We start from the raw sequence: 22,605 nt of genomic DNA, 5'->3' as shown, positions 1-22,605 counted from the left end.
TGACCATCTTGATTGCCTCACCCTGTTCTCGCCTCTGTGCCTAGCCTAGCCAATTGTCTCCTCTTTCTCCAGCTAGTTTTGCCGCCCTAGTTTTTTTCCCTTGGTTCAGGATTTCTGAAGCTGTTCATTTAGATGATTTCAGCCTGCTACCTTTCGACAAAGGAAGTAGACCGACAGAATATGATCAGGAAACCGTATCTGCACTGGAAGACTACCTAAATCATTTTTATGAAAGTGACACCAGAAATGTCCAGAGCATCACGATCTTATCAATCAATGCCCAGATTGATTGATAAGATCAGTAAAAAATTAGAGGAAAAGCTTGCTTTATGGATAGAGTTAATAACTTTTTGTGGATTGAGTGGTAGAACATTTTTCTCGGGTAGCCAGGATTATTGCAACAGAGACAACTTTCAGCTAAAAAGATTTAGTAACTCGGTCGCTTATAAAACAATCACTAGACGAAGAGATGGTTGCAATGAGAACATCATATCAAAACATAAATTTCGAGAAGTAATGCCTAGCCATGTACGTCATTTAAGGACAAGATTGAACGAGGACTTCTTGCATTCTTTAATTTCTGCTCAATCTCGATTAAATAAGTGGGAAAGTATTTTTCAGGGGATAATAAGTTTTAATTTATCCAACTCGGATGGCCCATATACATCTGAGGCAATAGAACTTGTCTTCTCAGTGAGCGCCTTTGAGCGATTGCTAAAATCCAATAGCCAAAAGAGATCTAAGGGCAGCGCAGACGAAGATTTAGCTAATAGGTTCACTCAATTACTCGGCACGCAATCTGATATGGACATCATTGATTGTTATAGGGGGCAACAATGGCAACAACGGCAACAACGGCAACAAGATAAAAAGCAGAAGCTTCAAAAAGATACATCCATACAAGAGGTTTGGATGAGAGATATCGTCATAAAAAGAGGAAGCCTAGCTCACGGGCACAGTCATGAGTCCTATGCATCCATATGGACTTTGAAGGAGCATTTGCTTTTAAGTAGTTTTATATTCCCACTAGCATTGAAACACTACCTAAGCAACCGAAACATATACGAAAAAAGTTATTATGATCATACATGTATAGACTTTTTTCCAAAAATTTTATGCCACGAAAAAACTTCTGATTGGGATGTGGTCTGGAGAGAATTTCGGTGGGATCAAATTAGGAAACAAAGATCTGCAAAAGACACTAAACATGAATAAAAAACTGACGGTGTTTATCAAATCCCCAACAACAGGGGCTTCTGAAGCCACAACGCTATCGACCCCACGTTGACACATACCGGATGGGGCACGATGGTATAGTACAAAGGAACGTGATGTGCGATCGCCCTTCTGGGAGCGTTCCTATGGCCATTATTTCCTCCAAGCAACCCGATCCCAACCAGCCTGGATCAGACAGCCCCGATCCAAAAGCGATCGCCCCTCGGGTGCCTCGTCCGCCTGAAGCGGCCTTGCTGCAGCCCGATGCCCAAGTGCAAGAAACGGGCAAGGCAGAAGAATCCCTGCGACCTCAGCGCATTGGCGACTACATCGGGCAATCGTCCTTGAAAGACGTGTTAGACATTGCCATCAAAGCCGCCCAGTCACGTCAAGAGTCCTTGGATCATCTATTGCTCTACGGGCCGCCTGGATTGGGAAAGACCACCATGGCCTTGATTTTGTCTAGCGAAATGAAAGTGGGCTGCAAGATCACCACCGCCCCAGCCCTAGAGCGTCCCCGCGATATTGTCGGCCTGTTGATTAACCTGAAACCCGGCGACATTTTGTTTATCGATGAAATCCATCGCCTGCCTAGGGTCACAGAAGAAATTCTCTATCCAGCCATGGAAGACTTTCGCCTAGATATCACCGTGGGCAAAGGGCAAAGCGCTCGCACCCGCAGTATTCCCCTACAGCGCTTCACCTTGGTAGGCGCAACTACACGAGTGGGGGCCCTGTCGTCGCCCCTACGCGATCGCTTCGGCCTCGTCCAACGGCTCCGGTTCTATACCGTTGAAGAACTGACCGAGATTGTCCAGCGCACCGCCACCATTCTCACCACCGCCGTTACCCCTGAGGGGGCGGCCGAAATTGCCCGCCGGGCACGGGGTACACCGCGGATTGCCAACCGCCTGCTGCGACGGGTGCGGGATTATCTAGAGGTGAAAGCATCGGGCTCGGAAGTCACCGAAGCGATCGCGGCGGAAGCCTTGGAGCTATTTAACGTCGATCCCTGCGGTCTAGACTGGACAGACCGACGCTTGCTATCGATGATGATCGAAAACTTTGGCGGCGGCCCGGTGGGTCTCGATACCCTAGCCGCTGCCACCGGCGAAGATGCCCAAACCATCGAAGAAGTTTATGAACCCTACCTCTTGCAAATCGGCTACCTCAACCGCACCCCCCGCGGCCGCATTGCCACCCGCGCCGCCTGGCAGCATCTGGGCTACCAACCGCCCGACCAACAACTTCCCCTCTTGTCTTGACGATGCGGCGTAGGACTTGCTCACTCCCCCTGCGAGCGGTCTAGATCAGGGTAAGCCAAAACACTATTCGCGATCGCATTTTTGTGTAGGGTGGCATCTGGATTTAAGAACAGAGACTTGCATGGATCAGGTGACCCTCCGCTCCGCGACTGACGCCGATCTCCCCGATATTTTGGAGATCTATAACGATGCCGTCTTACATACCACCGCCTCCTACGACTATGAGCCCCATACCCTAGCCATGCGCCAGGCTTGGTATGCCGCCAAAGTAGACCAAGGCTTTCCCATTTTTGTGGCAGAACGCCAAGGAAGGGTTGTGGGTTTCAGTTCCTTTGGCCCCTTTCGCGCCTGGGCCGCCTATCAATACACCGTGGAGCTATCGATCTATGTCGCCGCCAGCGATCGCGGCCGGGGTGTGGGTAAACAGTTAATGAAGCCCCTGATTGAAGCGGCGCGAGCCATGAACATCCATGCCATGGTGGCGGGCATTGATGCCAACAATGAAGCCAGTCTGCGGCTACATCGCTGTTTTGGCTTTCAAGAAGTGGCCCATTTTCCTCAAGTTGGCTATAAGTTCGATCGCTGGCTTGACCTGAAGTTTTTGCAGCTCCTTCTGTCATAGCTGTTCAGGTTGTTCTAGGCGCAACGCTATCGGATACTTTGCGGGCGAAGGGAATACGGGTGGGGTGGTATCCATAGACTGTGATTCCACAGAGCCCACTAAGATGAACATAGTCTAGATGTCACCACGGCATGAGCTATTGTCCCAACCCGGTTTGCCCCAGTCCCCAAAATGATCGCCATGGGCTGCATTGTGATGCCTGCGGTACGGCGCTGATGTTGGGCGATCGCTTCCGGTTGCTGCGACCGCTGCGGCAGGGGGGCTTTGGGGCGACCTTTTTGGCCGTGGATGAGACCCTACCGGGGCGCGATCGCTGTGTGGTGAAGCAGTTTTTGCCGCAGTTGCAGGGGCGCGACTATGCGGAGCAGGCGGCCATGCTCTTCCAGGAGGAAGCGGCTCGGTTGGCGGAATTGGGCGATCATCCGCAGATTCCCAAATTCCTAGCCCAGGTGGAGCAGGCGGGGTATTACTACCTGGTGCAGGAGTTTATTGACGGGCAGGATTTGGAACAGGTGCTGAAAGAGCAGGGGCCGCTGCGGGAATCCCAGGTGTGGTATGTACTGAAATCCTTGCTGCCGGTTCTGGATTTTATCCACAGCGCTCGGGTGATCCACCGAGATCTTAAGCCGGCCAATATTATCCGCACGGGCGATCGCCACCTCGCCTTAGTCGATTTTGGCGCATCGAAATATGCCACGGGTACGGCCCTGGCCCGCACCGGCACAGTGATCGGCAGTGCGGGCTATGCAGCGCCAGAGCAGGCCCTAGGTAAAGCCGTGTTCGCCAGTGATCTCTACAGTCTCGGGGTCACCTGTGTTCATCTGCTGACGGATCAGCATCCCTTTGATCTGTACAGCGTCAGTGATGATGGTTGGGTGTGGTCGCAGTATCTGCCCCAGCCGGTGAGCGATCGCCTAATGCGGGTGCTAAACCGATTATTAGAACGATCCCTGAGCCGTCGCTACGCCACGGCTAGTGAGGTGTTGGAGGATATTCGGCGATCGCGGCCACCTCGCCCGGCCGCACCGGCACGGCCCCAAACCAGCGGCTGGCGCTGCACGCGGGTGTTTCGCGGCCATACCGGCAGTGTTTTGGCGATCGCCATCAGTCCCGATGGTACCCTCTTGGCCAGCGCTAGTCGGGATCAGTCCATCAAGCTCTGGGGCCTATATACCGGCAAGTTGATCCATAGCTTCGAGGGGCGATCGCCCTGGGGGAAAGACGGCCACTCTGCCCCAGTCAACGCCCTGGCCTTCACCAGCGATGCCCAAACGTTACTGAGCGGCAGTGACGATGGCACCGTATGGCTCTGGGATGTGCCGCGCCGTACCGCCATTGGCATGGTGCCGGCCCATAGTTGGGGGGTGACGGCGATCGCCCTCAGTGGCGATGATCGAACCCTGGCCGTGGGTAGCGCCGATGGTGCCATTCAGCTTTGGGATATTACCCGGCGGGAACGTCTGCAAACCCTACGCCCCCAGTCTGTGCCAGTGACGGCTCTCCAGATCAGCCTCGATGGCGCTTGGCTGGTGAGTGGGGGCGATCGCCTGGTGCGCATTTGGGATTTGGGTAACCTGCGGCAGACGGGACAGGTGCCGTTGTGGAATACGCTGAAACAAGATGCCCCAGCTCGCGCCATCGCCCTCAGTGCCGACCGCCAATGGCTGATCACCATCAGCGATCGCTCCCTGATGGTATGGGATACCCTAGAGCAAGTTTGCCAGCAGACCATTCGCGCCCATCAAGGGGCCATCAACACCCTGGCCCTCAGTCCTGACGGTCAGTTTCTGGCTAGCGGCGGCGATGATAGCCAACTGCAGATTGGACGCTGGGAGCGATCGCGGTTTCGCCATGGCGGATCGCTGAAAACGGCTTGGGTGGTGAATGCGATCGCCATCTGCCCGGATAGCGGCGGATTGGTGAGCGCCGGGGCAGATGAAACGCTGCAACTTTGGACCTACGAACCACTGGGATTAGATCGGGGTACGCCATGAGCTATTGTTTGCATCCAACCTGTCCATCCCCTAGCACCCCCCAGGGCGATCATTTTTGTGTGCATTGCGGATCGCGAGTGCGGTTGGGCGATCGCTACGCAGCCGTACAGCCCATCGGCGGCGGTGGATCGAGCCGCACCTTCTTGGCCACCGATCAACGCCGTCTCACCCACAATCGCTGTGTGATCAAAGAATTTGAGCAGCAGGGCGATGGAGAAGCCTTTCGTTACCAGATTGCCCGCATCGAACCGCTGTTCAAACATGCGCAGTTGCCTAATGTCTTGGCCTACTTTGAACGCGACCAGCACCATTACCTGGTGCAAGACTACATTCCTGGCCCCAATCTTGGGCAAGAACTCCAGGCCAGCGGAGCCTTTGGCGAAGATAAAATCTGGACGGTGCTCCAAGAAGGACTGCTGTTGCTCAAGTATCTGCACAGTCAACGGCTGATCCATCGCGACGTGAAGCCCACCAACCTGATCCGCCGCGACGGTCGGTTTGACCTAGGCTATCTTACCCTCGTAGACTTTGGATCCGCCAAGATCGCCACCCAGTCTACCCTCGCCAAACCCGGCACCATGATCGGCAGCGCTGAATATATTGCCCCCGAGCAACTGGCAGGCCAGGTCACCTTTGCCAGCGATCTCTATAGCTTAGGCACCACCTGCCTGCATTTACTCACGGGACTGTCGCCCTTTGAATTATTCAATTTCCGGGACGGCAGTTGGCTGTGGCGTAGCGTGTCCGGCCCGATCACGGACGACTTAGCGCAGATCCTCGATCGCCTCGTATGCCGTAATTTAACCGAACGCTACGCCAGCGCCGAGATCGCCCTCAAGGATGTCTTACTCCACTGTCCAGGCTCATCCTCCACCCTGATCATTCCCGCTAGCCAGCCTCCCCTGCCCCTGCCCGACACCCAGCCCCCAGATCTATCCTGGGTCTGTGAGACGACCGTGACCGTCGAGCACCCGATCACCCGCTTGGCGCTGCTGCCTATGGGGCAGATGCTCACCGGCGATCAACAGGGAGCGATCGCCCTTTGGCAGGGAACGGAGCTGGAACGTACCTGGGTGGGTCATGCCTACAGCATCGCCGCCCTCGCCTACTCCCCCGCGACGGCCATGGTGGCCAGCAGTGGCTACGATCGCACCCTCAAGCTATGGGAGCTAGATCGTCCGACACCCCAAGTGTTGCTAGAGCAAGGTGAACTGGTTACCGCCCTGGCATTTACCCAGGAAAGCCATCTGATCAGCGCTGGCCGCGATCGCCATCTGCGGCTGTGGGATCGCCACGGAAAACTGCTGCATATCTTTGAGGGACATAGCGCCCCGGTGGAGTCTCTAGCCGTCAGCCCCACGGCCCCGGTGATGGTAAGCGGCGATGCGGATGGCAACCTACGGGTTTGGAACCTAAACCTGCGCATCTGCCTGCGCCAGTTGGCCAAACATGGTGGATCCGTGAGCGCCATCGCCCTGATCCCCTCCCCCGACCCGGAAGAGCCGGAGCAGCAAACGGTAGTCACCGGCAGTTGGGACATGAGCATTCGTCTGCGACATCTGAATACCGGCGGACTGTACCATGCCCTATCCGGACATCTACTGCCCATTCGTACCCTAGCGCTGAGTGCCGATGCCCAGATCTTAGCCACCGGCAGTCAAGATAGCACCATCAAACTGTGGTCGGTGATCACCGGCCAACTCCTAGCCACCCTCACCGACCACACCGCCGCCATCGAGGCGATCGCCTTTCATCCCGACGGACGGCTGATCAGCGCCAGCCAAGATCGCACCCTGCGTCTATGGCGAGGACATTAGGAAGACACCACCAGCCGATACTTACCCGACTTCACCCGCTCCAACTTGTTGTCATTCACCCCAATCGATAGGATATTCAACAGGCGATCGCGGGCCGTAGTGCGGGCATCCTTGGGAATTTCCGGAGAAAAAATATGGCTAATCAAATCACTCGAACCCATCACCGCGTCGGGAGATGCCTCAAAGATAGAATGCACCACTTCTGTTAATGGTTGGGTGCGATAGTCAGCCAACATATAGTGCTGCCAGCCCGTATCGGCAGTAGAGGTTTTCCGTTTTGCGGTCGTCTTAGTCGTCTTGGCTTTTGCCTCAGATTTCTTGCGCCCTCGGGTACTAGCCGACTTAGCTGTAGTGGTCTTGGTAGTTGCAGGTTGGGTAGATGATTTCGGTGCCTTGGCGGTCGTTGTCTCGTCCTTAGCGATCGCTGGTGCTGGCTCACTGACCGGCTGAAGTTTTGGCTTGGGGCCAGGTTTTTGCCGTTTTGCTTTAGGAGCTGGGGTAGAGCGATCGACCGATGGAGATACTGCAGGAGGAGGCGTGGCACCGTTGAGGGTATGGGAAGACATTGGTTCAACCGTTGTCATAGACCCCGTATGGTTTGCTATGCCTAAGGTTTGACGAACGACTTGAATGGTTGTGTCAATACTTTCGATCCCTTTTCGAATCTGTGCAAGATCTGCTAAAAGCTGAGCTTCTTGAGCGGCTAAGTTTTCTCGGGCCTGCAACAAATTGACCTGCACCACATCTGAGGGATCTACCGATGTTGCGGAACGTTTCATGAAGATGACCTCTTAAATCTTTGGGGTGAATTTAATTAAAACACAGCTATGCGGATATCAAACCATACATAGACATTAATATCCTGAACTCATAGACCCTGAACCCATTGAGAAGACCACACCCAAACCTACAGATCATCCGTAGATCGCCAGAGCGCTATCCCAACCTGTGAAACAGCTCAATTCCAGCCCGGATGGACAGATACAACCCGCAACAGCTATGGAATCTGGGCTCATGGATAGCCGCTGTTCCATAACTTACCCCTAGGCATGAATTCTATCTCCAGGCTTGGAGATGGTCTTCTTTTCATAACCCAAGTTCGTCATCAGGCTACAACAACATCGTTGCCAACTGTATCGTGACTTTACAAATTACTGCTCCAGACATCCGGCTAAAACAGACATCTATACCCAGCATATTCCGACTCTGGCAAATGATCTATACGTTCGCAGACTTTTGATCGAGATTTTTGATAGATATGACTCATTTCGCTGGCCGTTTTGTCCCTAGCAGGCGATCGCTCCCTAATAGCCTCCGATCAGCCCCTAATTTTCTCTCAGCAAAGAGTATGCAGGGTCAATCTCTATCTAGATCAGAATCTAGAGATCAGAATCTAGAGATCAGAATCTAGATCAAACCAGGTCAAAGGTCAGATGATACTTGCAAGGTTCCAACACCCTGGGCGATCGCGATCAAAAACAACTACCCACCCATTTTTTATTCTGTATATCATGCCGTCATCATAGATTTCAGGGCAAGATCAACTATATCTAGTGGTCAACCCCAGGCTTATAGTTAAGCAGTAAAGTATCCGTGATCGACTATATCTAGTGGTCAATCACAGGCTTGATGGTTAAGCAGCAAAGTATCCGTGATGGTCTCTGCCATCAACGATCTATTGACGTTCAGTAACATTGACGTTCGGTCACATTGACGTTCCGTGACGTTCGGTCACATTGACGTTCCGTGACAACGATGGTTACCTCAGAGACAGGTATCTATCGCTGTAGAGATATATCTATAGATACCTGTCAATGATTAAGCAAGACTGTCCGAGGAAAAGCCATCATTAGCCAAGCCAGTCCCTTAGCCAGCATCAGGTTCTAGGCGAACCAGGCGACCGTTTGGATCATCGGTGAGCACATAGATTAGACCGTCCGGGCCCTGCTGCACATCTCGCACCCGTTGTCCGATGGCGATCGCTTCTTGGTCTACCACATTGCCAGCGCTATCTACTTGAATGCGCAACACCTCTTGGGATCGCAGACCTCCAGCAAATAAATGTCCCTGCCATTGAGGGATGCGATCGCCTCGGTAGATGAGCAGACCAGACGGGGCCTTGGCTGGTGTCCAAACGAGGCTAGGATCCACCATCCCCGGCCGCGACTGATCCGGTGAAATTTCACCCCCGGTATATTCCCTACTGTGGGTCACCAACGGCCAGCCATAGTTCTCCCCCGCCCGCACCCAGTTCAGCTCATCGCCCCCTCGGGATCCATGCTCTGTTGCCCAAACCTGACCGGTGACCGGATCTCTATCCAGGCCTTGGATATTGCGATGGCCATAGCTCCACACCGCATCATCGGCCGCATCATCACCGACAAAGGGATTGTCGTCTGGAATCGAGCCATCATCATGAATGCGCACAATCTTACCCAGACGGCTGTTTAGATTCTGTGCCTGGCTGCGAATTAGCTCACCATCCAGTTGCACCGGCGGGTTGCCGCCATCGCCAATCGACACCAGCAGCGTATCATCAGGCAGCCAGACCAGCCGCGATCCGAAGTGCTGGGTATCGGGTTTCGCACGCCCCACCTCAAAGACTACGGTCCAATTTCTCAAAGAGGTGCCGTCGAATTCTGCGCGACCCACACGGGTTTGGTTAGCGTTGCGATCGCCGCTGGAGTAGGTAAAGTAAACCCAGCGGTTGTCTTCAAACTTGGGATGAACGGCAATATCTAACAGCCCGGCTTGCCCTTCAACGAGCAGATTGGGCAGGCCAGGAATGGGCGTGGGATCGAGGGTTCCATCTCGAATAATCCGCAAACGGCCAGGACGCTCAGTCACCAACATCGTGCCATCTGGCAGCCAATCCATGCCCCAAGGATGTTCTAGATTATCCATGACGGTCACCGGCTGCACCGAGACAGGATCAGCGATCGCCACCGCTGCGTCCGTCTCTTCATCCACCGCTTCATCCACCTCCATCACCTCGGCTTGTGGATCGCCTTGCTCCGTTGCAGACGGATCGCTCGGCTCGGCAGAGAGATTGGGGGTGCTGCAGCCCATGAGAGCAAGCAGCGCAAAGCTAGCGGTATAGTGCCGAAGTGACATGGATTTCAGGGACATAGGTTCAACAGGATGGAGCAACATCAATCACCGCAGCCGCAGATGACATCGCGAGACCTAGCGAGATTGTTAGGATAAGTCTAACAAACTAACCCCGATCGCAGCGCCCGAACTGCCGCCTGGGTGCGATCGTCAGCACAGAGTTTACTAAGAATGTGGCGCACATGGGTTTTGATCGTACCTACCGTCACGTCTAAGGCGTTGGCAATTTTGGCATTGCTACCACCAGCCACAATCAGTTCTAAAATCTCTAGCTCGCGATGGGTTAATGGAAAGGTATCAATAATTGTTTGATACTCTGGCTCCGACGCCGTAATTGATATCCCTGCAGGGGGATTGTCCATGGAGCCGTAGGACTGGCGCATGTTGCGTAGAATAATATTGGCGATCGCTGGATCAATCCAAGCCTGGCCAGCAGCCGTTGCCTGAATGGCTTCCACCAACTGCTCGACTTGCACATCTTTCATGCAATACGAGTCTGCACCGGCACCAAAAGCGGCCAACACCGCATCTTCTTCATCATGCATCGTGAGGATGATAATCTTGACGGGAGGGGCATCTATCTCAGCTTGCTTAAGTTGAAACTGACGGGTCAGCTCAATGCCGTCGAGATCCGGTAGGCCGATGTCGATCAGCGCCACATCGGGCTGGGTTCGCTGTAACATCTGCAGGCCAGTTCTACCATCTTTGGCATCTCCCACCACAGCAATGGTGTCATATTGCTCTAGGGTGGCTCTGAGACCCATTCGAGTCAACGCATGATCTTCAACTAAGGCAACGCGGATCGGGGTCATGACTCAATTACCTCTGACGTGTGAACGTGTGGGTAAGGTCAAACACCATTTACCCAGTTTCACTATGACGAGAAATGCTGGGAAACAGCATCTATCTTTGGATAGACTACGAATCTATGGGGCGGCTGGCTCTGATGAGGGCGATCGCTCTTCATCCTAAAAAACGAGTCCCGTCTATGCAACCGCAACCGCATGACCCATCAGCGATCGCCCCTAGACACGGTAGAAATCACGGACATGGTCTTGGGTACAAAACCTAACGAACGATTGAAGCAACCCCCCGGGTACCTTAGCAAAGATCTAACCAGAGGCGTACTACGAACTAGAGAGAGTCAGCCAATAATAGAGCTAGGTGTGCACGGTCAAGATACATACAATGACAATGCCCCGACAATGCACCGATAATGCCCCGGCAATGCCCCGTGGTCAACGCCCTATTCGTTGCCTTTTCTCCAACCCTTCTCTAGATTTTTGTTACGTTCAGATATCATGCAGCCAAATTATCGCGATTTGCCATTTCCCCATGACGTGGGGCATATGGATCTTTGTTCAGAAGTTGTACGCAATATTCAGCTTGGTCTCACTATCTGGCATTTGCCCGAGCCCAATGATCCGACATCGTTAGAACTCGTGGCGTTTAATCCAGCGGCCGTTCACGTAACGGGGGTGCCGCTTAATCAACGGGTGGGCGATCGCTTGGTGGATTGCTTTCCAGACCTCGTGCGGCAAGATCCAACGTTGCTCAACCACTACGCAGCGATCGCCTGCACCGGACGCACCAGTTCTCATCGCGCTGAATCCTACTACAGCACAACAACAACGGTCGGCATCTACCGCGTGCAGGTCTTTCCCTTACCCAACCGCTGTGTGGGGTTGGGGTTTGAAGATATTACGGAACACCGGCTGATGGAGCAGTCTTTGCGGGAGAGCGATCGCCGCTATGAAACCCTAGCGAAGCTCTTGCCGGTGGGCGTTTTCCGCACCGACCACCAAGGGAATCGGCTATATGTCAACCAGAGTTGGTGTGCCATCACGGGTGTGCATACGCCGGAGGCGTCGGGTTCCCAGTGGGCGGCGGCGCTACATCCCATTGATCGCGATCGGGTTGTGGCAGAATGGCAGCGCTGTGTGCAGGCGCAACTACCTTTTCAGCTAGAGTATCGCTTTCTGCGCGACGACCAAACCGTCACCTGGGTACTGGGTCAGGCTATTCCCCAAACCAATGAAGCTGGGGAAGTTGTGGGCTACATTGGCACCATTACCGACATCAGCGATCGCAAACAGGCAGAGTTGGCTATCAAAGATAGTGAAGAACGCTTCCGCGCTACCTTTGAGCAGGCGGCGGTGGGCATTGCCCATGTATCACGCCAAGGACAGTGGCTGCGGGTCAACCAAACCCTATGCAACATTTTGGGCTATAGCCGAGATGAGTTGATGGCGCAGAGGTATCAAGACGTGACGCCGCCGGAATACCTAGAGCGCGATCGCCAAATTATTGATCAATTATTTCAGGGAGAGGCAGAAACCTGCAACCTGGAAAAAGAGTATGTGCGCCACGATGGATCACGGATCTGGGTCAAAATTACGGCTTCAGCCGTGCGCAGTGCTTATCCAGCCGACGTGAGCATCCAGGCATGGCTCCAGTCATCTATAGACAACGACGATCGCACGGAGCAGGTGCAGTATCTCTTAGCCGTCATTGAAGATATTAGTGAACGTAAGCGATCGGAAATTGCGTTGCGAGAACGGGCTGAGGAACTGACCTATATCAATGCGTTGCTATCTCGCACGACTGCCTTACTCAAACATCGCAACGAAGAACTGGATCAGTTTGCCTATGTTTCATCCCATGATCTAAAAGCTCCCCTGAGGGCGATCGCTAACTTATCAGAATGGATCGAAGAAGATCTAGGAGATAAGCTACCGCTAGAAAATCAACGGCAAATGCAGCTCCTGCGCGGACGGGTTCATCGCATGGAGGCCTTGATTAATGGATTGTTGGAATATTCTCGCGTCGGACGCATTGAGATTCAAGAAGAAACAATCAACCTCAACGATCTGCTGCTAGAGGTAATCGATCTTCTAGATCCTCTTCCAACATTTATCCTCCATCTACCGCCCACCATTCCTACCTTCACAACCAAGCGACTGCTACTACGCCAAGTGTTGGCCAACTTGATCAGCAATGCCATCCAACACCACCATCGTAATGATGGGAATATTTTTATCCATATTAAAGAGTTGGAAACCACCTACGAGTTTGCGATCGCTGACGATGGCCCTGGCATTGATCCCAAATATCACAGCAAGATCTTCACCATTTTCCAAACCCTTAAATCACGAGATGTGAATGAAAGTACCGGCATCGGTCTAGCCATTGTCAAAAAAATCATTGAAGCTGAAGGATGCAGTATTTGGCTCAAATCCCAGGAGCAAGAAGGCTGCACCATTTACTTCACCTGGCCCAAAGCCATCCTTCGCCCATCCTAGTAGAATGCTTAGAGTGCGTATAGCCTGCGGCATGGCTTCGCTAAAGCGTCAGCGTAACGCATTAAGATAAGATGGTGCGACGAGTCATCTACTCTAAGGTATGCGACTAACTCGGGTGGCGAAATTCTGCGATCGCGTTGGCGATAGTTCTCTGGCCTTGAGGATCGCTGCGCCCAAGAAGGCATAGGACAGGACGCCAATCACGGCTAACAGGAAAAAGCTAAGAATACCGATCGCATTCCAGAGAGCATGGAGCAAGGATGAACTTAGGTAACCAATGGCGAGAATCGTCCAGCGACTGCGGGGTTTGAGGACACTGAGTCCAATAAAATAACCAAAGTAGCCACTGTAGGCCATATGTCCCGCGATCGAACCTAGAATGCGGGGAATCAGTAGATGCAGACCCACAAGCTGTCCTAGGTCTTGCCCACCCTGCATGGAAACACTGTTAATAATATCGGGTACATATTGCCCCAGGGTCTCGATCAGGGTAAATCCGGCCGCTGATGCCACGCCGATTAAAATGCCGTCCAACGGTTCCAGTACGCCCCACCGTTCTCGCTGGGGCGATCGCAGCCGATGACCTAGGGCAACGCCTAGAAAAATAGGAATGGCTTTCAGCAACTCTTCCATCAAGCCAGCGCCAAAGAACATACGCACGAGCAGTTCCATGAAGCCAATGGATTCAATATTTTGCGGAATGCTGCCGGGCAAGATGCTTCGAAATACTAAGATAAATAATGGTAAAACTGGACTCAGGAGCAGGACGACGGTCATGAGGGCAGAGCCGACCAGCAGCCACCAGGGTTTTGTCTTGCCGCAGAGCAAATAGACAAAGTAGCAGGCTCCGCTAGAGACGTAAAGCGCTAAGACTGGGTTGAATAACTCCGGTACGCCGTTGGCGAGAAACAGGAGTACCACGAAGGATACGGTAATCACACCGGGGATGAGGTAGGCTTTGCTGCTGAGTTCGCGACCTTTGGACACGATGGGCAGGAGCTGGCTGAGGCTGAGGGCATCGGTGTCGGCTTGGGAGACCACGGGGGCTGGCACGGGAGGGCGGGTGGTGCCCGCGTTGCCGGTGCGGCGGTTGCCAGAGGGTACGGTTCCTCTGGGTGTGGTGGTTGCTTCGAAGATAAATTCTGGCCCGTTGCGTCCCAGCCGAATGCGATCGCCCGTTTGCAGGGTCTGGCAGCCCACCAAGGGCTGTTGATTGATGTAGGTGCCGTTGGCGCTATTCAGATCGCAGGCCTGCCATGCCGCTCCATCAACGTCAGCGATAGCTTGAAACTTCAGGTGCTGGCGAGAGACTTCGCCATAGCGGGCGGAGTCTAGGACGAGCTGGCAGAGTTTTGGCTCGCGTCCGACGGTGAAGTCTGGCGACAGGGTATAAACCGGATCACTCGATTGACCCGTATTCAGGTGGCGGAGGATGGCGGGATAGGCTCCAGTCATAGTGGCTTGGGGAGAAGGAGTGGGGTCAAAAACCGTACAATCACTCCCCTACTATAAACAGAGTCGTCTCCTTGAGGGCGATCCATCAGCCATTGCTCACCTGGCACTATCCCCAAAAAATTTTAGGCGCTTCGCGCCAGCAAAGGGCAAGAGGGCAAAAGAGCAGAGGGCTAGGGAGTGCCTCGGATGTGACAGACAATCCGAAACCCGACATTATAGTCGTAGTGGGACGCAGGGTTGACATAGTCACGGTTTGCAGATCGACAACTCCTCGGTTTGTTGAGCCAAGATCCACCACGTAAAACGCGTATGTCTTTCTGCTCATCAGAATTCCAGACACTTCCATCCATTGGCGCGCCTTCGTAGTTATCGTGCCAAGGATCCAAACACCATTCGCACACATTTCCGTGCATATCACACAGACCAAAGGCATTAGACACCCCAAAATATCCTACCAGCGTTGTTTTTTTGCGATATGTTTTTGGGGAAGCGTCGCCATAGGTAGAGCTTCCGTCATAGCGGACTACTTCAGGGTTCCTGGCATAGAGGTAATTGCCGTCATAATTCGCTACTTTAGGGCTTATTGTTTCACCAAAGTGGAACGGAGTTGTGGTTCCAGCTCGACAGGCATATTCCCACTCCGCTTCACTGGGCAGGCTATAGGATCGCCCTGTGAAGGCAGAAAGCCGAGCGCAAAACTCCATCGCATCCTCCCAAGACACCCGTTCAACCGGATGCATATCACCCTTGAACTCTGAAGGAGCCGGATCTAGATCACGCTCTACTCTAGACATCACTGCCACGGCCCGCCACTGCTCTTGAGTAATGGGATAGCGGCCCATGAAAAAGGTCGGCATGGTAACAAGATGTTGGGGCCCCTCACTGTCTCTCCGTTCCAGTTCATCGTCTGGGGATCCCATGAGGAAGGTGCCGCTGGGGATGAGAACCATTTCTAGGCGAATATCGTTCCCGAGATCTTCAAAGAACCGACGATTGATTTTGGTTTGTTGATGAATGGCGAATTGGGTCATGGGGGAAGCAAAGGAATATGATTAACACCGTAGAAGTCGAGGTTATAGGTGGGGTTCGCGATGGTTGCCCTACCAAGCTCCTCCCACTGCGAGAGAGTGTCTTAGACGTGGCAGACCACACGAAAACCGAAGTCGTTGAAGCGAACCACGGGGATGTCATAGTTGCAGTACGCAGACCGGCAAAACCTAGGATTGATGCCCCAAGACCCGCCACGTCTAACGCGTCTATCCCTTGCACCATCTGCATCCCAGGCGCTTCCATCCGTCGGCGCTCCCTCATAATTTCCATGCCAGGAATCTAAACACCATTCCCACACATTTCCATGCATGTCGCACAGGCCAAAGGCGTTGGCCACTTCGAACTGCCCCACCGGAGTTGTTTCTTTTCGATACTCTCCCTTAGGGCCATCACCATAAATCCGAGTGCCGTCATAGTTAGCCACCTTAGGGCTGATGGTTTCACCAAAATGAAACGGGGTAGTGGTTCCAGCTCGACAGGCATATTCCCACTCCGCTTCACTAGGCAGGCTATAGGATCGCCCCGTATGAACAGAGAGACGAGCACAAAACTCTATGGCATCCTGCCAAGTCACACGCTCCACCGGACGCGTATTACCTTTGAAACGGGAGGGATCTGTCTCTAGATCTTGCTTTACCTTGGGCATCACTGCCACGGCCCACCACTGAGCCTGGGTGATGGGATAGCGACCCATGAAGAAGGGAGGAACAGTAACTTCATGCTGCGGGCGTTCTCTATCCTCGCCTTCGCCCTCAGGCGATCCCATGAGAAATCGTCCACTGGGAATCGCCACCATCTCTATGGATATTTTTTTCGGTAACTGTTCGACATAGTGCCAGCCTGAAGCAAGTTGATAGGTGATCTCCCATCTCCGACCCACCCGCTGTAGAGTAGCAGCGTGGCTATACAAACGTTGAAGGGTTGGGATATTTGGAAAAGAGGGTGGTTCTTCTACATCCTCAATCACAGTCGCAACATCAAAGCTGAAGTCTTCAAGAGGCGGAAAGCCTGGGAACTCTTGCTCATTATCTGAGACGGGGTCTGATGGCTCTGGTGCCAGCAACCGCTCTGCCATCGCCTCAAACTCACTGCCCAAGCCCCGCAAAATTGTCGCTGTGACCGTGGCAAAGGCAGCTAAAAACTCCGTTTCCTGTTGATTCTGCCCTGTCCCTGGCATTCTCAACAAGGCCCGAAACTCTGATACTGACTTTCCTAACCCCTTCGCCACATACTGCGATACTGCCTCCACTACGTTGATCGCATCCATCACCAAAGACCCACCTCTCAAGCGCTGACGGACAGCTTCATCCAGCACCTCATAAACAACACGCTCCGCATTTTCCACCGTCGGTACAGTACCGCTACTAACCTGGAATAAACCGCTCATGAGCACTTCCGCCACATGAACCGCATTCGCACGGGGCAGCATCGCTTGCCTGATCAATCGCACAATGGGCAGCGTAATCACCGGTGCAGAAGCCAGCAGAGTGGCCAAATGGCGCGCCGTGGGAGGTGCCAACAGCAAAAAATCATCCACGATCTCTGTGAGTTCTGCTGCATCGGATGCTGACGGTTCAGCCCCCGATATCATGGCCGGTTCCGCATCCCACACAACCCCCAACACCTGCCCCTGCCGCCCTGCCACCACCCGAGCCAAGTCGGCTAGGGAATCTGGTTCAAGGGTGACCACCGGCAATCGCATCATCCCTACCCCAACAGCCGCCTGCACCCGTCCCCGATCCCAATACGATCGCGCCTTAGGATCCAGGCGATCGCTTGGTAAACCAGCCTGCTTCGCCTGAAGCTCCACCACCACCGATCGCGTCAGTGCCGTCCTGGCCCATAGCCGTTCTGGAAAGACCTGACAGATCACCGTCGGCAACGCAGCAGACCAAATCGCCATCAAGTTTTTCATCCTGCCATCATGCCAAGCCGGAGCCACACAATCACTGACCATAACCACCATTCGACGGCGATCGCCCGTCAACAGCTCCTTGGGCCTGTGAGAAATGCCATTGCGTGACGTAAGCTCCAACCGATTAGTACCATGCTGCACATACCACACTCGCACATCCCGGAACACACCATAGCGCGACAAAAATTGCCGCAAATCTTTCTCTAGACGCTGCCATAAACACATGGAAAGACTAGCATCAAACACCAAGGCAACATCAAACCATAGCTCCGATGCCGGCTGGAGTACCGGCTGCCATACGCCTGCTTCTGCAATCCGTTCCGCCGTTGCTCCCTCATCGATCACCGTTGCCAACCCAGCGGCTATCTGACGAGCCAGGGGACGGAGCGATCGCGCTAGCTGAAGCGTGTGAGCAATTGCTGGTGCATCGGGAACGGGAATCGGCCTGTAGGTATCCGGAAATGCCAAAGATGGACGTTCCATGGGTTCTGGTACCAGTTCCGCCTCAGGCTCCGGAGGGATAGGCTCTTCCAGTCCTTCATCATCTTCTAGATATTCATCTTCTGGGTATTCATCATCTGCTAGATGTTCTTCTAGATGTTCGTTGTCTTCTACACCGTCATCTACCCAATCATCCTGTTCCAGAGACTGCAACTCTGGCTCTGGCTCTTCCAGCTCGCCCGCTATGCGCGTCATCAGCCAAATGGCATCAGCAATTTCCCGCCCCGTCAGCCCACGCTGGTTCAGGGTCGAGATCAACTGTTGCAACGACGGACTTAGGCAGGGTTCGATAACTAATCCTCCTCACTCAAGCCTTTCAACAGCAGGGCTTGAAGCTGTTCTCGCTGATCCTGCCCCGGCTGCACCTCGCGAGTCAACAAATAGACCACGTTTAAGAGCTGATCCGTCGCCACATCCGCCGTTTGCTCCTTGCCCTTAGCCACAAATCGCTCAACCAACGCTGTGACTTCTTGCTGCATATCGCCCCAGCGGGCTTCATCCTGTCCTCGTTTGAGGTGTGCTTCCACAATGCGCTCTAGGGCCTTGGGTCTCTGGCTAGGATCAGGCATCCGTAACCGCAGGCAGCGGCGCAAAAATGCAGGCGGAAAATCTCGCTCCCCATTGCTAGTCATCACCACAAACGGAAATTCACGACAAAACACGCGTCCCCCTCGAACATCAGCCGAAACATCCGCATCTGCTGTCCGAACGCTAACGGTATCTAAACCTGGCTCATCCTTGCAACGCACCAGCTCAGGAATTTCATACCGCCCTTCTTCAAACAGATTCAGAAGGTCATTGGGCAAGTTAATATCGCACTTATCAATCTCGTCGATCAGCAACACTCGGGGAAGGTGAGAGGGTAGAAATGCCGTACCCAAAGGGCCAAGGCGGATATAGTCACCCATGGCCCGCTCCCGCTTGAGTTGGGCATCTTGCAAACGAGCGATCGCATCATACTGATATAGGGCGTCTCGAACCAGCGATCGGGCACTCACCGCCCAAGACAAAACCACGCCTAACTTCAGCTCATGGGCTACGGCATAGGCCAACGATGTTTTGCCCGACCCCGGCTTGCCTGTCACCAACAGCGGTCGCCGCAGATGCAGTGCTGCATTCACCGCGTTCAGAACATCCGTATCGCCATCATCCAGCCGAAAGCTTTCCCCCCTCTCCTTGCCGCGAATGTCAGTCTCAGCTAAGTCTTGGACTTTCTGCCAGCGCTTTTCACTAGAGGCTTCCTCCGCTCCAAAGTCCTCATCCGTCATAAAACTCCGCCAAGCAGGCGCTTCGGGCATCTGAGTTAGGGGAAGCGATCGCCCATTGCCTTGAAATAATGTCCATGGGTTAGTGGTCATGGTAGGTCTCCAGCAAACGATCTAAGCACTTGGCCAAGCAAAAAATTGGGTTTTCTTCCGAGGGATATCTGGCACATAGGTTGGATCTTCGTAGAATACCCCGACACACATTTGACTGGTGATCCGCTGACGATCGCGAGTTCTTGGAAGTTCATCTAGAAATTGAAATCGAGAGTGGGCAATTAAGCAATTAAAGGTTTCATCGCGATCTGATCGCTCAGCTCCTCCCTCTCCCTCACACATCCACAGCGCGATGGGAATTCCTGATCGCACTAACTTCTCCCAACCCTCAAGATACTGCTCTCCAGGGCCCAGCCAATCACCAAAACAGCGAAATCCTGAATGGTCTTCCAAGCGACTCATGTGCGCCTGGTCAGAATCCAGCCAGTTGAGATGGGTTAGGCAGGCAGCATCACCATCGGGGATATTGGCTTGAAACCGTTGCCAGCCAAGTTTAAGTTGATTGTGCAACTCTGCCGCACCGGAATGATCAGCATTGAAGCGATCAGAGCAACCCACAACAATAGAATAATGGGTAAAGATATCTGCTGCTCTACCACACCAGGTATGTAGCGGATCACCTAATAAATCAATCGGAACAAACAACTTGATCGATAATAGCCAAGGTTGTAATGGATCAGGGAATTCTCCTGATAAATCTCTAGCGGTGAACTTAACCAATTCGTCTAGAAACTGCGGAAAATAGTCTAGACCAACAGACGGGTTATCTTCCATCAATGGTTTTTGTACGACTTGGTTAGTACTTCTTTCTCGATAGTAAAGTTTGGGATGAACACGTACTTTGCGGCTACTCTGCTGTTCCCAAAAGAGCGTAACGACAAGATGACATAAGTTTGGAGGCTCAAGTGCTTGTGTGGTGTCACACTCTGACTGAACAGGTACGAGATTAGATGCTGATCCTGGAATCGGTTGTTTTGATGACACAGGGGGCAGTTCCCCGGCTAAAAAATTTTCTGTCCCCGACTCACTGACCATCGTGGAAGACGTACGGACAAGGATAATAGGTTCTCCAACACGTTCAACAATGGGACGTTGGGTCACTCCAGCCAAATGATCGTACAGATATTGATCTAGATCTGTGCTTCTAAAAATTGGCTTTTGATGGCGACATGGATCCAGTCCATCGACCAAGATTTTGGTTACGGTACTTAAAGGAGATTCAAGGTCTTCCCAAGAGGATTCAAACTCACGGGATGCCGCAATGAAGAAGCGATCGCGTCCTTGCCAAGATGACGAACTGAGAAGATTTAGAGACGTTATGAACTCTCCAGAATGGCAACAATCAAGGATGACAACTTTCTGCTGAACAGGACTTTTAGCCAGCAGTTCTTGTAACCATTTAAAACTGACACCCCAGCAGCGTTTATCCCCATCATTCGTCACTAAAAACCCTTCTGAAACACCGCCCTTGCTCACCCGCATTCCATGCCCTGAGAAGTAGAATAGTGCGGTATCTGGAATGCTAGACCCCTCAGGATTGAACAAGCGAATTAGAGCCTCTTCAAGATCATCTTGCGATACGGAGGTCTTTTTTCCCACCCGAAGCTGCTTCTGTTCTACAGTTTCCGGCAAGCGCTTCACTTGAAACTCACCGTACTCTGACAAGAGATGAGCGATCGCCTCCGCGTCATGGGCTGGAGCCTGAAGCGACTTAATATGCTTATACGTATTAATGCCGACCACAAGGGCATCTCGAACCATAGCCAACAGGACACCTTGAACTAGATGTGCTTCACTAGAGCAGCACTGTTGCAATCCTCACCAGTATAGCCATGAAAAAACTGCAACCCGTACAGATTGACGACAATACCATCATTTATGTCGAAGCCGCAGACGACATCGACACCTCCGATCTCAACCTCGCCCCTGAAGAACCTGAAGAACCCGAAGAAGCAGTGCGAGGCGGACAAAAATCACCCCTATGGGATCCTCGTCGCCCCACTCCACCCAGTCACCCCACCCCCATCCAAACCCTCAGCACCACCATCCGCAGCTACACCAGCTACACCCTCAACGCCATCAAAGACTCCTTCTACGACGTCGCGACCGCCAACGTCTCAAAAGTCACCATGGAATTTGGCGTCAACGTAGACGTCAAAGCCGGCATTCCCTACATCGCCAACGGCACCGCCGCCTGCAACGTCAAAGTCACCGTAGAATGCACCTTCACCCCACCAGCCACTACCAGCAACTAGCGCTAATCTCAGCCCTTAAACGACAAGAGAGCGATCGCCCCGTATCAATATGAGACGTATCTGGGCAAGACTCTTAACTGAAACTCATGAAACGCTCATCTTCAGACTCCATAGTAGAAAGTGTCAGAGGCAATACAGTACGTATTACCTATCCGTCACTCAAACGTAAGGAGTCCAGATCTATGAAACGCATGATTATTGCCGGTTTCTCACTACTTGCTCTTACCGCAGTTGGTATTGAAGCGATCGCAACTCCAGTTGTCAGTTCCACCACCGTTGCAACCCGCCATCGCGATAGCTCGCTTCCCAATCCCCACAACTTTGATGAAGCGATGCAGACCGTTGAAGAACGCACGAGTGAGTTGAGCAGTCCCTATCGTGCTGGGGTTGAACCTGCCGCCACCCGCCATCGGGATAGCGACCAACCCAACCCCCACAGTTTTGAAGAAGCAATGGAGTCTGTTCATCAGCGAGATGATTCTGCACCTGGCGTCTTTCGGAGCGATAACCTATCTCCCTCCACTCGCCATCGGGATAGCGATCAACCCAATCCGGTATTTGGCAACGACTTGGGATAGATGACCCGCCATCGGGATAGTTTCTTACCCAATTTTCAGAGCCTTAAAGAAACGCTGCAATCAACTCGTTACAGCGATGATAAGCTGCCCAATCCTCAGTTTGTTTTAGCATAACATTCCTGATTTGGGCACAGTTAAGATATAAACAACTCACTCGAATACGTTGCATCTCCTAGTCCCTCGACTGGGAGTTTTTTTTTGCATAA

General features: G+C 52.9%; 16 protein-coding genes. 8 read left to right on the top strand and 8 right to left on the bottom strand.

All coding sequences use genetic code 11. From position 1 onward, the window contains the following. Nucleotides 1–228: 228 nt before the first annotated feature. The 5 genes from JUJ53_RS16120 to JUJ53_RS16100 all read left to right on the top strand — a co-directional run bounded on the left by JUJ53_RS16120 (nucleotide 229) and on the right by JUJ53_RS16100 (nucleotide 6,913). Nucleotides 229–1,215: a hypothetical protein gene (locus JUJ53_RS16120; protein ID WP_204153061.1), complete on the top strand. Its 987-nt coding sequence runs from the start codon at nucleotides 229–231 to the stop codon at nucleotides 1,213–1,215. A gap of 146 nt (nucleotides 1,216–1,361) precedes the next feature. Beyond that, on the top strand, nucleotides 1,362–2,480 hold the full coding sequence (gene ruvB / locus JUJ53_RS16115; RefSeq protein ID WP_204153060.1) for a Holliday junction branch migration DNA helicase RuvB: 1,119 nt from the start codon (nucleotides 1,362–1,364) through the stop codon (nucleotides 2,478–2,480). A 121-nt stretch (nucleotides 2,481–2,601) separates the two neighbouring features. Next, on the top strand, nucleotides 2,602–3,102 hold the full coding sequence (locus JUJ53_RS16110; RefSeq protein ID WP_204153059.1) for a GNAT family N-acetyltransferase: 501 nt from the start codon (nucleotides 2,602–2,604) through the stop codon (nucleotides 3,100–3,102). Nucleotides 3,103–3,233: 131 nt separating this feature from the next. Beyond that, nucleotides 3,234–5,096 (top strand): serine/threonine-protein kinase, encoded by a 1,863-nt coding sequence (locus JUJ53_RS16105; protein WP_204153058.1) that lies wholly within the window; start codon nucleotides 3,234–3,236, stop codon nucleotides 5,094–5,096. Beyond that, the gene (locus tag JUJ53_RS16100) at nucleotides 5,093–6,913 is read left to right on the top strand and encodes a serine/threonine-protein kinase (protein WP_204153057.1); all 1,821 of its coding nucleotides are present in this window, start codon (nucleotides 5,093–5,095) and stop codon (nucleotides 6,911–6,913) included. Before JUJ53_RS16105 ends, JUJ53_RS16100 begins: the two co-directional genes overlap by 4 nt. On the opposite strand, the gene JUJ53_RS16095 is transcribed toward JUJ53_RS16100, so the two are convergent. The 3 genes from JUJ53_RS16095 to JUJ53_RS16085 form a co-directional block, all read right to left on the bottom strand. Further along, entirely contained in the window at nucleotides 6,910–7,692 is a 783-nt protein-coding gene (locus JUJ53_RS16095) for a hypothetical protein (RefSeq protein WP_204153056.1), read from the bottom strand. The genes JUJ53_RS16100 and JUJ53_RS16095 overlap by 4 nt on opposite strands. Nucleotides 7,693–8,779: 1,087 nt before the next feature. Further along, complete coding sequence (locus tag JUJ53_RS16090; protein ID WP_239125119.1) at nucleotides 8,780–10,027, bottom strand: PQQ-dependent sugar dehydrogenase; 1,248 nt, start codon at nucleotides 10,025–10,027, stop codon at nucleotides 8,780–8,782. A 95-nt stretch (nucleotides 10,028–10,122) separates the two neighbouring features. Continuing rightward, on the bottom strand, nucleotides 10,123–10,836 hold the full coding sequence (locus JUJ53_RS16085) for a response regulator transcription factor (protein WP_204153055.1): 714 nt from the start codon (nucleotides 10,834–10,836) through the stop codon (nucleotides 10,123–10,125). Between the two features lie 489 nt (nucleotides 10,837–11,325). Between JUJ53_RS16085 and JUJ53_RS16080 the strand changes: the two genes are divergently transcribed. After that, nucleotides 11,326–13,326 (top strand): PAS domain-containing sensor histidine kinase, encoded by a 2,001-nt coding sequence (locus JUJ53_RS16080; RefSeq protein ID WP_204153054.1) that lies wholly within the window; start codon nucleotides 11,326–11,328, stop codon nucleotides 13,324–13,326. A 93-nt stretch (nucleotides 13,327–13,419) separates the two neighbouring features. On the opposite strand, the gene JUJ53_RS16075 is transcribed toward JUJ53_RS16080, so the two are convergent. From JUJ53_RS16075 to JUJ53_RS16055, 5 genes are all read right to left on the bottom strand, one after another. Continuing rightward, nucleotides 13,420–14,781 carry a PrsW family glutamic-type intramembrane protease gene (locus tag JUJ53_RS16075; protein ID WP_204153053.1) on the bottom strand — a complete coding sequence of 454 codons (1,362 nt, stop codon included), beginning with the start codon at nucleotides 14,779–14,781 and terminating at the stop codon, nucleotides 13,420–13,422. A 170-nt stretch (nucleotides 14,782–14,951) separates the two neighbouring features. Further along, nucleotides 14,952–15,812: a formylglycine-generating enzyme family protein gene (locus JUJ53_RS16070; protein ID WP_204153052.1), complete on the bottom strand. Its 861-nt coding sequence runs from the start codon at nucleotides 15,810–15,812 to the stop codon at nucleotides 14,952–14,954. 101 nt (nucleotides 15,813–15,913) lie between these two features. After that, nucleotides 15,914–18,514: a formylglycine-generating enzyme family protein gene (locus tag JUJ53_RS25170; RefSeq protein ID WP_275415781.1), complete on the bottom strand. Its 2,601-nt coding sequence runs from the start codon at nucleotides 18,512–18,514 to the stop codon at nucleotides 15,914–15,916. 26 nt (nucleotides 18,515–18,540) lie between these two features. Beyond that, nucleotides 18,541–19,605 carry a MoxR family ATPase gene (locus JUJ53_RS16060; protein WP_204153051.1) on the bottom strand — a complete coding sequence of 355 codons (1,065 nt, stop codon included), beginning with the start codon at nucleotides 19,603–19,605 and terminating at the stop codon, nucleotides 18,541–18,543. A gap of 21 nt (nucleotides 19,606–19,626) precedes the next feature. Beyond that, nucleotides 19,627–21,327 carry a caspase family protein gene (locus JUJ53_RS16055; protein WP_239125120.1) on the bottom strand — a complete coding sequence of 567 codons (1,701 nt, stop codon included), beginning with the start codon at nucleotides 21,325–21,327 and terminating at the stop codon, nucleotides 19,627–19,629. A 71-nt stretch (nucleotides 21,328–21,398) separates the two neighbouring features. Here JUJ53_RS16055 and JUJ53_RS16050 point away from each other — a divergent pair, with 71 nt between their 5' ends. Together JUJ53_RS16050 and JUJ53_RS16045 are read left to right on the top strand one after the other, a co-directional pair. Further along, nucleotides 21,399–21,821 carry a CU044_2847 family protein gene (locus tag JUJ53_RS16050; protein WP_204153049.1) on the top strand — a complete coding sequence of 141 codons (423 nt, stop codon included), beginning with the start codon at nucleotides 21,399–21,401 and terminating at the stop codon, nucleotides 21,819–21,821. A gap of 182 nt (nucleotides 21,822–22,003) precedes the next feature. Beyond that, nucleotides 22,004–22,399 carry a hypothetical protein gene (locus JUJ53_RS16045; protein ID WP_204153048.1) on the top strand — a complete coding sequence of 132 codons (396 nt, stop codon included), beginning with the start codon at nucleotides 22,004–22,006 and terminating at the stop codon, nucleotides 22,397–22,399. The last annotated feature ends 206 nt before the right edge of the window (nucleotides 22,400–22,605 follow it).

It is taken from the genome of Leptolyngbya sp. CCY15150, assembly GCF_016888135.1.
In the GTDB taxonomy this organism is placed as follows: Bacteria; Cyanobacteriota; Cyanobacteriia; order RECH01; family RECH01; genus RECH01.
Note: the sequence above shows the minus strand (reverse complement) of the source record. Positions and strands in the feature narration are given on the sequence as shown.